This is a genomic window from Streptomyces sp. CNQ085, from assembly GCF_022614595.1.
In the GTDB taxonomy this organism is placed as follows: Bacteria; Actinomycetota; Actinomycetes; order Streptomycetales; family Streptomycetaceae; genus Streptomyces.
Map to the genome: position 1 here is coordinate 14,457 of NZ_JAJFAU010000059.1, position 12,566 is coordinate 27,022.

The 12,566-nt window shown below is 71.9% G+C and carries 11 protein-coding genes and 1 riboswitch; of the genes, 7 read left to right on the forward strand and 4 right to left on the reverse strand.

Annotated elements, in window-relative coordinates:
* Window positions 1-125: 125 nt before the first annotated feature.
* Complete coding sequence (locus tag LJ221_RS12575) at window positions 126-1,625, reverse strand: peptide MFS transporter (protein ID WP_241716364.1); 1,500 nt, start codon at window positions 1,623-1,625, stop codon at window positions 126-128.
* A 425-nt stretch (window positions 1,626-2,050) separates the two neighbouring features.
* On the opposite strand from LJ221_RS12575, the gene LJ221_RS12580 reads away from it, so the two are divergent.
* Together LJ221_RS12580 and LJ221_RS12585 are read left to right on the forward strand one after the other, a co-directional pair.
* On the forward strand, window positions 2,051-2,728 hold the full coding sequence (locus tag LJ221_RS12580; RefSeq protein WP_241716366.1) for a response regulator transcription factor: 678 nt from the start codon (window positions 2,051-2,053) through the stop codon (window positions 2,726-2,728).
* An 88-nt stretch (window positions 2,729-2,816) separates the two neighbouring features.
* A complete protein-coding gene (locus LJ221_RS12585; protein WP_241716368.1) occupies window positions 2,817-4,130 on the forward strand; it encodes an ATP-binding protein in 1,314 nt (437 codons plus the stop codon).
* On the opposite strand, the gene LJ221_RS12590 is transcribed toward LJ221_RS12585, so the two are convergent.
* Window positions 4,056-4,598, reverse strand: a complete 543-nt coding sequence (locus tag LJ221_RS12590; RefSeq protein WP_241716370.1) for a GtrA family protein — start codon at window positions 4,596-4,598, stop codon at window positions 4,056-4,058. The two genes, LJ221_RS12585 and LJ221_RS12590, sit on opposite strands and share 75 nt — an antisense overlap.
* Before the next feature lie 132 nt (window positions 4,599-4,730).
* On the opposite strand from LJ221_RS12590, the gene LJ221_RS12595 reads away from it, so the two are divergent.
* The 4 genes from LJ221_RS12595 to LJ221_RS12610 all read left to right on the forward strand — a co-directional run bounded on the left by LJ221_RS12595 (window position 4,731) and on the right by LJ221_RS12610 (window position 9,398).
* Window positions 4,731-5,900, forward strand: a complete 1,170-nt coding sequence (locus tag LJ221_RS12595) for a 5-(carboxyamino)imidazole ribonucleotide synthase (protein ID WP_241716372.1) — start codon at window positions 4,731-4,733, stop codon at window positions 5,898-5,900.
* Entirely contained in the window at window positions 5,897-6,448 is a 552-nt protein-coding gene (gene purE, locus LJ221_RS12600; protein WP_241716374.1) for a 5-(carboxyamino)imidazole ribonucleotide mutase, read from the forward strand. The genes LJ221_RS12595 and purE overlap by 4 nt, the downstream gene beginning before the upstream one ends.
* A gap of 1 nt (window position 6,449) precedes the next feature.
* Window positions 6,450-7,646, forward strand: a complete 1,197-nt coding sequence (locus LJ221_RS12605; RefSeq protein WP_241716376.1) for a dipeptidase — start codon at window positions 6,450-6,452, stop codon at window positions 7,644-7,646.
* 280 nt (window positions 7,647-7,926) lie between these two features.
* Window positions 7,927-8,149: riboswitch (cyclic di-AMP (ydaO/yuaA leader) on the forward strand.
* A 4-nt stretch (window positions 8,150-8,153) separates the two neighbouring features.
* Entirely contained in the window at window positions 8,154-9,398 is a 1,245-nt protein-coding gene (locus LJ221_RS12610; protein ID WP_241716379.1) for a transglycosylase family protein, read from the forward strand.
* A gap of 143 nt (window positions 9,399-9,541) precedes the next feature.
* On the opposite strand, the gene LJ221_RS12615 is transcribed toward LJ221_RS12610, so the two are convergent.
* Both LJ221_RS12615 and LJ221_RS12620 read right to left on the reverse strand, forming a co-directional pair.
* The gene (locus LJ221_RS12615; RefSeq protein ID WP_374228435.1) at window positions 9,542-9,832 is read right to left on the reverse strand and encodes a VOC family protein; all 291 of its coding nucleotides are present in this window, start codon (window positions 9,830-9,832) and stop codon (window positions 9,542-9,544) included.
* Window positions 9,796-11,136, reverse strand: a complete 1,341-nt coding sequence (locus LJ221_RS12620; RefSeq protein WP_241716381.1) for a UDP-glucose/GDP-mannose dehydrogenase family protein — start codon at window positions 11,134-11,136, stop codon at window positions 9,796-9,798. The genes LJ221_RS12615 and LJ221_RS12620 overlap by 37 nt, the downstream gene beginning before the upstream one ends.
* A gap of 205 nt (window positions 11,137-11,341) precedes the next feature.
* On the opposite strand from LJ221_RS12620, the gene LJ221_RS12625 reads away from it, so the two are divergent.
* Window positions 11,342-12,520, forward strand: a complete 1,179-nt coding sequence (locus LJ221_RS12625; protein ID WP_241716383.1) for an acyl-CoA dehydrogenase family protein — start codon at window positions 11,342-11,344, stop codon at window positions 12,518-12,520.
* Window positions 12,521-12,566 lie beyond the last annotated feature (46 nt).

A 12,566-nucleotide genomic window follows, 5' to 3' on the forward strand; every position in this document is an offset into this window, starting at 1 on the left:
CTTCCGCCCTTCGAGTCCCACGGCCTCGTCCCGTACGACCTCGCCCGGGGGGCGCGCCGGAGTGCCGGCCGCGAACGCCGGGGGTGAAGCACACGAGGGGACGGCGGCCGCGCCGTACGGGGGCGTTACCTCACGCCGCCCATCAGAGCCCGGATCCGCTTCCCGGCCGTCATGAAGGCGAGGCCCGCGGCCACGGCGACCACACCCCACATGGTGTAGTACGCCGCGTCGCCCATCGGCTCGTTGAGCTGGGTCGCCCAGCCGTTGAGGGCGTTGCCGGTGGCGGTGGCCAGGAACCACAGACCCATGATCTGGCCGACGAACTGTTTCGGGGCCAGCTTCGTCGACAGCGACAGGCCCACCGGGGACAGGCACAGTTCGCCGAGGGTCTGCAGCAGGTACACGCTCAGCAGCCAGAAGACGGTGACCCTGCCGGTCTCGCTGTTCGCCGCGGCGGCGCCCGCCAGGCCCATCAGACCGAAGGAACCGCCGATGAGCAGCATCGCCAGGGCGAACTTCATCGGCGCGCCGGGCTCGTGGGTCCGCTTGGCCAGCCACACCCACAGGCTCGCGAAGAGCGGCGCCAGGACGATGATCATGACCGGGTTGACCGACTGGAACCACGAGGCCGGGAACTCCCAGCCGCCGATCGTGCGGTCGGTGTCGTTGTCCGCGAAGATCGTCAGCAGTGAGCCGGACTGGTCGTAGATCATCCAGAACAGCACGGCGGTGGCGAAGAACCACACGAACGCCTTGACACGCGGACGGTCCTCCTCGGTCAGCTCCGGGTTCCGGTACATCGAGACGAAGTACAGGACGGGGACGACGACGCCGAGGACGGCCAGGAAGTTGACGATGTGCCCGATGTCGTACGTGCCCAGCGCCAGGTCCACCAGCAGCGCCGCGGCGGCCAGACCGGTCCACAGCGCGACCTTGCGCAGCACCGCGCGCTTCTCCTCCGGCGTGGCCGGGGTGCCGGGGTGACGGCCCACGTCCCCGAGGTGGCGGCCGCCCAGGACGTACTGGACCACGGCCAGCGTCATGCCGACGCCGGCGACGGCGAAGCCCAGGTGCCAGTCGACGTTCTCGCCGAGGTAGCCGACCACCAGCGGCGCGAACATGGCGCCGATGTTGATCGACATGTAGAAGATCGTGAAGCCGGCGTCGCGGCGGGCGCTGGACCGGCCCTCGTAGAGACCGCCGACCATCGCGGAGATGTTGGGCTTGAGCAGGCCGGTGCCGATCGCGATCAGGCCGAGTCCGGCGAAGAACGCCACGTCGGAGGGGATCGCCAGCGTGTAGTGGCCCAGAGCGATGACGACGCCGCCGACCAGGACCGCCTTGCGCGCGCCCCACAGGCGGTCGGCGACCCAGCCGCCGGGCATGGCGGCCATGTAGACGACGGCGTTGTAGACGCCGTAGATCGCCGCGGCGAGGGCCTCGCGGCCCGCGAGGGGGCCTTCGAGTACGCCCGCGATCAGGTAGAGGACGAGGATGGCGCGCATTCCGTACCAGGAGAAGCGCTCCCACATCTCCGTCATGAAGAGTGTGGCCAGACCGCGGGGGTGGCCGAAGAAGGTCTTGCCGGTGCTGCCGACGGAGTCCTTCGTCAGGCTGGAGGCCATGGTGGTGGGTTCCTTGCTCGGTCGGGACGCGCGCGATGTTGTGGTGCGCGCGCCCGGGGCGGGTGGTCGGCCCGGCTCCGCGCCCCCGTCCGCGCGTGCCCGTCCCGGCCGACAGTTCCTGCGGCGCCGTCGCACGCGCGGAACCCGGCGGATCCCGCGCGGGCCGGCTTCCGGGACGGCTCCCGCGTACGGGGTGTGTGCACGGGGTGTGCGGGGTCCTCGGCCGCGGGCCCCGGCGCCTTCGCGCCAGGGGCCGCCGGCTTCCCGGACGACGCCTCGGCCAGAGTACGACACCGTCCCCCGCGCACCCGGCGTACGAAGGACGGCGGGAGGCGCATGTCACACCTCCTGCCGGAACCGGGCGGGCGCCGCCCGGTTCACCGGCGGCCCGCCGGAGCCGCCGCGGCGAGGTCTACCATCAGGCCATGACCCGAGTACTGCTCGCCGAGGACGACTCCTCCATCTCGGAGCCGCTGGCCCGAGCCCTGCGCCGCGAAGGGTACGAGGTCGAGGTGCGTGAGGACGGCCCCGGCGCGCTCGACGCCGGCCAGCACGGCGACATCGACCTGGTCGTGCTCGACCTCGGCCTGCCCGGCATGGACGGACTGGAGGTCTGCCGCCGGCTGCGCAACGAGGGGCACACCTTCCCCGTCCTGGTGCTGACCGCGCGCGCCGACGAGGTGGACACCGTCGTCGGACTGGACGCGGGCGCCGACGACTACGTCACCAAGCCGTTCCGGCTGGCCGAGCTGCTCGCCCGGGTGCGGGCCCTGCTGCGGCGGGGCGCCGTCGAGCCCGTGCAGCCCGCCGCCACCCACGGTGTGCGCATCGACGTCGAGTCGCACCGGGCCTGGATGGGGGAGGAGGAGCTCCAGCTCACGGCGAAGGAGTTCGACCTGCTGCGGGTGCTGGTGCGCGACGCCGGCCGCGTCGTCACCCGCGACCAGCTGATGCGCGAGGTCTGGGACACCACCTGGTGGTCGTCGACGAAGACCCTCGACATGCACATCTCCTGGCTGCGCAAGAAGCTCGGCGACGACGCGGCCAAACCCCGCTACATCGCCACGGTCCGCGGCATCGGCTTCCGCTTCGAGAAGGACTGACGGCCGCCCGGGGCCGCCGAAGGACACCGCAGGACCGCCGCGGGGAACACCGCGAGACCGCCGAAGACTTTGAAGGGCCCGCGCCGCCATGCGCAGACGTCTGATCAACTCCACGCTGGCCGTGGTCCTCGTCGTGATCGCGGTCTTCGGGGTCTCCCTGGTGATCGTCGAGACCCGCACCATCGAGGAGAGCGCCCGCGAGAGCGTCCGCTCCGACGCCGCACGGCTGGTCTCGGTCGTCGAGAGCCGCCTGGTCGCCGAGGAGAGCGTGACCGCCGCCTCCATGCGCTCCCAGGTCCCACACGACCGCCACGTCCGCATCGAGCTGCCCGGGCAGCCCCCCATCGAGCTGGGCGAGCACCCCGGCGAGGGCGCCATCGAGGGACGTGCCGGCGAGCCGGACGATGTCATCGTCACCGTCCGGCAGGACGACGACCGGGTCCGCGAGGAGGTGGGCCGGACCCTGCTGATCATCCTGGCGGTGGCGCTGCTGGCGGTGGTGGCGGCGGTGCTCCTGGCCGTGCAGCAGGCCCGTCGCGTCGCGGCCCCCCTCACCGATCTCGCCGAGACCGCCGAGCGCCTCGGTTCCGGCGACCCCCGTCCCCGCCACCGGCGCTACGGCGTGCCCGAGCTGGACCGGGTGGCGGACGTACTGGACGCCAGTGCCGAGCGGATCGCCCGGATGCTCACCGCCGAGCGGCGGCTGGCCGCGGACGCCTCCCACCAGCTCCGCACCCCCCTGACCGCGCTGTCCATGCGGCTGGAGGAGATCGTCACGGCGGCCGACGCCATCGAGACGGCCGGCGCCGGGGACATCACGGACGCCACCGGCACCGCCCACGCCGCCGCCTCCACCATCCGGGAAGAGGCGCTGGTCGGTCTCGCCCAGGTGGAGCGGCTGACCGACGTGGTGCAGCGGCTGCTGACCAACTCGCGCGACCCCCGCTCGGGCTCCGCCGTGGGCTTCGACCTGGACGAGGTGGTCAAGCAGCAGATCGAGGAGTGGCGTCCGGCGTACCGCAAGGCGGGCCGGGCCGTCGTCCGTTCCGGCCGCCAGGGCCTGCGGGCGGTGGGGACCCCGGGGGCGGTGGCGCAGGTGCTGGCCACGCTCATCGAGAACGCCCTGATGCACGGCGGCGGCGCGGTTGCCCTGCGCACCCGGATCGCCGGGAACCAGGTGGTGGTCGAGGCGACGGACGAGGGGCCGGGTGTCGACCAGGAGCTGGGGTCGAGGGTGTTCGAGCGCACGGTCAGCGGGCGCAACTCCACGGGCCTGGGCCTGGCCGTCGCCCGTGATCTGGCGGAGGCCGACGGGGGACGCCTTGAGCTACTTCAGCAGCGCCCGCCGGTCTTCGCGCTCTTCCTCAGCCGTGAGGCCGACGAGCCGTCGGCGGGGGATTGACGCCGTACGCCCCCCGAGACCGCCGGAAGCCCGCCGCTCCCCGCGGAAGACCCAGGTGCGGTACGCCCAGAAGCGGAAGACCGTGGCGATGCCGAGGCCGACGATGTTCTTGGCGATGTTGTCGGCCAGCGGTGAGGCCAGGCCCAGGCCGTAGTGCGAGATGGCCAGCGCGCCGTTCTCGATCACCAGGCCGACGCCGCTGAACAGTGTGAACAGGCCGGCCTCGCGGTGTATCCGGCTCTTGTCGGCGTGCCGGTAGGTCCAGTAGCGGTTGCCCAGGTAGTTGGTGCCGATGGCGACCGCGGTCGCCATCACCCCCGAGCGCACCGGAGCCAGGCCCAGGCCGTGGACGCAGAGGTTGAAGACGGCCACGTTGACGAGGAAGCCGAATGCCCCCACCGTGCTGAACTTGGCCAGCTCGCGCCGTAGCCGCGGCAGCCTGGAGCGCAGTGCGCGCCGTTCACCCATAGTGATCCACTCGCCCCGTTCTCTCGGCTCTCGCGCGGCCCCGCGGGGCCCGCCGTCGCGTCCTGGCCCGCCATGCTAGCCACGCCCCCGTACCGCGACGGGTACCCGCCGTCCGGCCGATAGGCTACGGACGTGACATTTCCTGTGATCGGCATGGTCGGCGGGGGGCAGCTCGCGCGGATGACGCACGAGGCGGGCATCCCCCTCGGCATCAGGTTCAAGCTGCTCAGTGACACCCCGCAGGACTCCGCGGCCCAGGCGGTCCGCGATGTCGTCGTCGGCGACTACCGTGATCTGGCCACTCTGCGCGACTTCGCCCGCGGCTGCGACGTGATCACGTTCGACCACGAGCACGTGCCCACCGAGCACCTGCGCGCCCTGGAGGCGGAGGGCATCCCGGTGCGGCCCGGCCCCGACGCGCTGGTGCACGCGCAGGACAAGGGCGTGATGCGGGCGCGGCTGAGCGCGATCGGCATCCCCTGCCCCCGGCACCGGATCGTGGCGGATCCGGCCGACGTCACGCGGTTCGCGCGGGAAGGGGCCCCGGGGGAAGGCGCCCCGGGGGAGGGGGAGGGCTGGCCGGTCGTCCTCAAGACCGTCCGCGGCGGCTACGACGGCAAGGGCGTGTGGGTGGTGTCCTCCGAGGCCGAGGCCGCCGAGCCGTTCCGGGCGGGCGTGCCGGTGCTGGCCGAGGAGAGGGTGGACTACGTCCGCGAGCTGGCGGCCGGCGTGGTGCGCTCCCCGCACGGCCAGGCGGTGGCCTACCCGGTGGTGGAGTCGATCCAGGTGGACGGGGTGTGCGACACGGTGATCGCCCCGGCGCCCGGCCTGTCGCCGGAGCTGTCCGCCCACGCCCAGGAGACGGCGCTGACGATCGCGGGGGAGCTGGGCGTGACCGGCCACCTTGCGGTGGAGCTCTTCGAGACCCGCGACGGCCGTGTCCTGGTCAACGAGCTGGCCATGCGCCCCCACAACAGCGGCCACTGGACCCAGGACGGCGCGGTCACCTCCCAGTTCGCCAACCACCTGCGGGCCGTGCTCGACCTGCCGCTGGGCGACCCGCGCCCCCGCGCGCCGTGGACGGTGATGGCCAACGTGCTCGGCGGCGACTACCCCGACATGTACCAGGGGTATCTGCACTGCATGGCCCGCGATCCGCAGCTGAAGATCCACATGTACGGCAAGGACGTGAAGCCCGGCCGCAAGGTCGGCCACGTCAACACCTACGGCGACGACCTGGCGGACGTACGCGAGCGCGCCGCCCACGCCGCCGCCTACCTGCGAGGGACCATCACCGAATGAGCAACGCCCCCAGCCCCGCCTCCGCCCCCGTCGTGGGGATCGTCATGGGATCCGACTCGGACTGGCCCGTCATGGAGGCCGCGGCCGAGGCCCTGGACGAGTTCGAGGTCCCCTACGAGGTCGACGTCGTCTCCGCCCACCGCATGCCGCACGAGATGATCGCCTACGGCGACGAGGCGGCCGGACGAGGGCTGAAGGCGGTCATCGCGGGTGCCGGGGGAGCGGCCCACCTGCCGGGCATGCTCGCCTCCGTCACCCCGCTGCCGGTGATCGGCGTCCCCGTGCCGCTGCGGCATCTGGACGGCATGGACTCCCTGCTGTCCATCGTCCAGATGCCCGCCGGGGTCCCGGTCGCCACGGTCTCGGTCGGCGGCGCGCGCAACGCGGGCCTGCTGGCGGTCCGCGTCCTGGCGGCCCACGACGAGGAGCTGCGCGGGCGCATGGAGCGGTTCCAGGCGGAGCTGAAGGACCAGGCGCGGGAGAAGGGCAGGCGGCTGCGGAGCAAGGTCGCCGCGGGAGGCGCGGGGTTCGGCTTCGGGGGCAGGTGAGATGGGCCACTCCGCCGAGCTGCTGGCACGGGCCAGGGCACTGCTGGATGCCCACCCCGTCGCCGACGGCCACAACGACCTGCCGTGGGCGCTGCGCGAGCAGGTCGCCTACGATCTCGACCGACGCGACATCGCCGGCGACCAGTCGGCCCATCTGCACACCGACATCCCGCGGCTGCGCGCGGGCGGTGTGGGAGCGCAGTTCTGGTCGGTCTACGTGCGCACCGACCTGACCGGCGACGCCGCCGTCAGCGCCTGTCTGGAGCAGATCGACGTGGTGCGGCGGCTGGTCGACCGCCATCCGGCCGACCTCAGGCCCGCCTTCACCGCCGACGACATGGAGGCGGCCCGCGCCGAGGGCCGCATCGCCTCTCTGATGGGAGCCGAGGGCGGCCACTGCGTCAACAACTCCCTGGCCACGCTGCGCGCCCTGTACCGGCTGGGTGTGCGCTACATGACGCTCACCCACAACGACACCGTCGACTGGGCGGATTCGGCCACCGACACCCCGCGCCACGACGGGCTGACCCGCTTCGGCGAGGAGGTCGTGCGGGAGATGAACCGGCTGGGGATGCTGGTGGACCTCTCCCATGTGGCGCCCGCCACCATGCGCGACGCCCTGCGCGTGACGACGGCGCCGGTGGTCTTCTCGCACTCCTCGGCCCGCGCGGTGTGCGACCACCCGCGCAACATCCCCGACGACGTACTGGAGCGGCTCCCGGTCAACGGCGGTGTGGCGATGGCCACGTTCGTGCCGAAGTTCGTGCTGCCGGCCGCCGTCGCCTGGACCGAGGCCGCCGACGAGAACATGCGCGCCCACGGCCTTCACCCCCTGGACGGCACGGAGAGAGGTCTGGCGGTCCAACGCGCGTACGAGGAGGCCAACCCGCGTCCGGTGGCCACGGCGGCGACGGTCGCCGACCACCTGGACCACATGCGCGAGGTCGCGGGCATCGACCACATCGGCATCGGCGGCGACTTCGACGGCACGGCCTTCACCCCGTCCGACCTGAGCGATGTGTCCGGCTACCCGCACCTGGTGGCGGAGTTGCTGGACCGCCGCTGGTCCGAGGCCGATCTCGCCAAGCTCACCTGGCGGAACGCGGTGCGCGTGCTGCGCGACGCGGAGGTGGTCGCCCGCCACGAGCAGACCAGGCGCGGCCCGTCCATCGCCACCATCGGACAGCTCGACGGGTAGCTCCTTGACCTCCTCGTGATTCAACTCACGAGCCGACCCTCCCCGGTGTGTCGCCCTCCGTGACGGGGAGGGTTTTCTGTGTCATCAGTCCTGGTGGCGGAGGAGGGTGACATGGCGTCAGGAAGGGGTGTCGCCACTCTTCGGAAGGCGGGGGCGGCGGACGGTGATGACCGGATGATCATTAAAGCCTTCGAAACGGGCGTCCTGTGACCCATCGGCTTGTATCGGCGGAAACGATATGCCTACCTTTCTGGTCGCGCCGTACGAATGTGCGGCGGCCCGCTGTCGAACGCCGAATCCTGTCAACGGCGGCGGGCTGGACCATCCACACCACCCGATGGCAGGAGCGGGGGACCCAAGGTAAGCCGCCGTCCCGGGCCCACAGGGCCCGTACGGGACGGCTTGGGGTGAAGCCATGCCGCGGCACGCGCCGCGGCACACATGGCCGGGCAACTCCAGCCCGAACCCGACAGCTCACCTCGCAGGCGTAGGAGAAGGAGCACACCTATGTCCGCACGCGGACGTCACCGTCGTATTCGCAACAGCCGTCTCACCCGCCTGTCGCTGGCCATCTCCGTGGGCGGCGCCGGCATGGCCCTCCCCCTGGTGGCCGCCGGCGGGGCCAACGCCGCCTCCGTCGAAACCTGGGACAAGGTCGCCCAGTGCGAGAGCACGGGCAACTGGTCCATCAACACCGGTAACGGCTTCTACGGAGGTCTGCAGTTCACGCAGAGCACCTGGGCCGCCTTCGGCGGCACCCAGTACGCGCCGCGTGCCGACCTCGCCACCAAGGACCAGCAGATCGCCGTCGCCGAGAAGGTGCTGGCGGGACAGGGCCCGGGCGCCTGGCCCGTGTGCTCGGTCAAGGCAGGCCTGACCAAGGGCGGTCCCGCCCCGGCCGTCTCCCCCGACGGTCAGAGCAACCCGACCGAGCAGGAGGAGCAGGTCCCGTCCGCCGCTCCGAAGGCCGAGGCCGAGCAGGAGCAGGAGCAGGAGAAGAGCGAGCCCGAGGCCACGCCGCAGCGCGCGGACCGCGGTGAGCGCGCCCGGAGCGGCGCCGACAACGGCACCTCCTACGAGGTCGCCGGCGGCGACACCCTCTTCAAGATCGCTGATGCCCAGGGCGTCCAGGGCGGCTGGGAGCGCATCTACGAGGACAACCGCCAGGTCATCGGTGACAACCCGAACCTGATCTTCCCGGGCCAGGAGCTCACCCTGGGCGGTGCCGCCGCTCAGCAGAAGGCCGCGGCCAAGCCCCAGGTCGAGGCCGAGGCCGAGCCGGCTGCGAAGGCCGAGGAGACCGAGCGAGCCGAGGCCGAGCGCACCGACCGCAGCGACCGTGCCGCGGTCACCGGTTACACCGCCCCGGTGAACGCCGCTCCGTCCGGCTCCTACAAGGCCTCGGGCGCGCGCTGGTCCAACGGCCACACAGGTGAGGACTTCGCTGCCGCCTCCGGCACCCCGGTGAAGGCCGTCACCAACGGCACCGTGGTCTCCGCCGGCTGGGGCGGCGCCTACGGCAACCAGATCGTCATCCGCCACGAGGACGGCCGGTACAGCCAGTACGGCCACCTGTCCTCGCTGTCGGTCAGCGCCGGCCAGTCGGTCAGCGCCGGCCAGCAGATCGGCGCCGTCGGTTCCACCGGCAACAGCACCGGCCCGCACCTGCACTTCGAGATCCGTACCGCCCCCGGCTACGGCTCGGACATCGACCCGCTGGCCTACCTGCGGGCCAACGGCGTCAGCATCTGAGGGTCCTGACCCTCACCGGCCCGGCCCGGAGCCGGTCAGGAGGCGGGCGGGGAAGGAGTGTCCGCACACTTCTTCCCCGCCCGCCTCTTCTTCTTGCCTCGGCCCTCCGGCGCCCTGTCCTCCGGGCCCCGCGGGCAGCCGGTTCAGTCGACGCGGAGGCAGAAGGGGTGCCCGGCGGGATCGAGGTAGACGCGGAAGCCTCGCCTGCCCCCGTCGCCCTGGAGCAGTTCGGCCCCCAGCTCCAGCGCCTCCCGCTCGGCCGCGTCCAACTCCTCGCGGGGTACGTGGAAGTCGAGGTGGAACTGCTGCGACCGCTCGATGCTCGGCCACCGCGGCGGCACGTACCCGCGCGCCTCCTGGAAGGCGGGGGCTGAGCGTCCCTGGGTGGGGGCGGACCCTACGCCGTCGGCCGGCCCAGTGCGCGGAAGGACCAGCCGGCCTTGCGCCACAGGGCCGGATCGAGGGTGTTGCGGCCGTCCAGGACGCGCTTGTGCGCCACGGCCTGGCCCAGCTCCTCCGGATCGAGCTCCCGGAACTCGCTCCACTCCGTCAGATGCAGCACGGCGTCCGCCCCGCGCACCGCCTCCGGCACGCTGTCCGCGTAGCCCAGGGTGGGGAAGACTCGCCGGGCGTTCTCCATGCCCTTGGGGTCGTAGACCGTCACCTGCCCGCCCTGCAGGTGGATCTGGCCGGCGACGTTCAGCGCCGGCGAGTCCCGTACGTCGTCGGAGTCCGGCTTGAAGGTCGCCCCCAGCACCGCCACGCGCTGACCCAGGAACGCGCCGCCGACCGTCTCGCGGGCCAGCTCCACCATGTGGGAGCGGCGGCGCATGTTGATCGAGTCCACCTCGCGCAGGAACGTCAGCGCCTGGTCGGCGCCCAGCTCGCCCGCCCGCGCCATGAACGCGCGGATGTCCTTGGGCAGGCAGCCGCCGCCGAAGCCGATCCCGGCGCGCAGGAACTTACCCCCGATCCGGTCGTCGTACCCGATGGCCTCCGCCAGCTTCACCACGTCGCCGCCGGCCGCCTCGCAGACCTCGGCCATGGCGTTGATGAACGAGATCTTGGTGGCCAGGAAGGAGTTCGCGGCCGTCTTCACCAGCTCCGCCGTCGGGAAGTCGGCGACGACGAAGGGCGATCCCCCGGCCACCGGCTTCGCGTACACCTCGCGCAGCAGTTCCTCCGCGCGCGCCGAGCGCACCCCCACCACGATGCGGTCCGGGCGCAGGGTGTCCTCCACGGCGAAGCCCTCGCGCAGGAACTCCGGGTTCCACGCCAGCTCCGCCTCGCCGCCCGCCGGGGCCAGCTCGGCCAGCCGCCTCGCCAGCCGGTCCGCGCTGCCCACCGGCACCGTGGACTTGCCCACCACCAGGGCGGGCCGCACCAGATGCGGGGCCAGGGATTCCACCGCGCTGTCCACGTAGGACATGTCGCACGCGTACTCGCCCTGCTTCTGGGGGGTGTTCACACAGACGAAGTGGACGTCCCCGAACGTGCCCACCTCCTTCCAGGAGGTGGTGAAGCGCAGTCGCCCGGTCGAGCCCTCCACCCCGGTGACATGGCGGCGCAGCAGCTCCTCCAGTCCGGGCTCGTAGAACGGCACCCGCCCGGTGGAGAGCGTCTCGATCTTCTCCGGCAGCACGTCCAGACCCAGCACCTCGAAGCCCAGCTCGGCCATGGCCGCGGCGTGCGTCGCGCCGAGGTAACCGGTGCCGATCACGGTGATCCTGAGAGTCATGGACTGCTCCTGGGGTGCGGGCGAAGTGCTGCCCGCGAGCATATCCGGCCGCCACCGGACCCGCGGAGGGCCGTGCGGAGCGGTCCGGACGCGGTGCGCGGGACCGAGTGTGTTGGCAAGCTCATGTATCCGCGGCGGCGGTGGACCACTAGAATTGTGTTACTTAACGGTAGTTAGCAGCAGCGCACCCAGGGAGTGAGACACCGTGGCGGGATCGACCGACTTCGACCTCTACCGTCCGTCGGAGGAGCACGGCATGCTCCGGGAATCGGTGCGCTCGCTCGCCGAGGCGAAGATCGCGCCCTTCGCGGCCGAGGTGGACGAGCAGGGCCGCTTCCCGCAGGAGGCCCTGGACGCGCTGGTCGCAGGCGACCTGCACGCCATCCACGTACCCGAGTCCTACGGCGGTGCGGGCGCCGACGCGCTCGCGACCGTCATCGTGATCGAGGAGGTCGCCCGCGTCTGCGCCTCGTCCTCCCTGATCCCGGCCGTCAACAAGCTCGGCTCCCTCCCGGTGGTCCTGTCCGGTTCCGAGGAGCTCAAGAGCAAGTACCTCGCCCCGCTGGCCAAGGGCGACGCGATGTTCTCCTACTGCCTCTCCGAGCCGGAGGCCGGCTCGGACGCCGCGGGCATGAGGACCCGCGCCGTGCGCGACGGCGACTTCTGGGTGCTCAACGGCGTCAAGCGCTGGATCACCAACGCCGGTGTCAGCGAGTACTACACCGTGATGGCCGTCACCGACCCTGAGAAGCGCTCCAGGGGCATCTCGGCCTTCGTGGTGGAGAAGGGCGACGAGGGCGTTTCCTTCGGCGCCCCGGAGAAGAAGCTCGGCATCAAGGGCTCCCCGACCCGCGAGGTCTACCTCGACAACGTCCGCATCCCCGCCGACCGCATGATCGGCGAGGAGGGCACCGGCTTCGCCACCGCGATGAAGACCCTGGACCACACCCGCATCACCATCGCCGCCCAGGCCCTCGGCATCGCCCAGGGCGCGCTGGACTACGCCAAGGGCTACGTCGCCGAGCGCAAGCAGTTCGGCAAGCCGATCGGCGACTTCCAGGGCGTGCAGTTCATGCTCGCCGACATGGCGATGAAGCTGGAGGCCGCCCGCCAGCTCACCTACGCCGCCGCCGCCCGCTCCGAGCGCGTCAGTCTTGGCGCCGACGGCAAGGCCGAGGATCTGACCTTCTACGGCGCGGCCGCCAAGTGCTACGCCTCCGACGCCGCCATGGAGATCACCACGGACGCCGTCCAGCTGCTGGGCGGCTACGGCTACACCCGCGACTACCCGGTCGAGCGCATGATGCGCGACGCCAAGATCACCCAGATCTACGAGGGCACCAACCAGGTCCAGCGCATCGTCATGGCCCGGAACCTGCCGTAAGGCGGACCTCTCATTGACGGAAGCGGGTCCCGGTATCGCCGGGAGC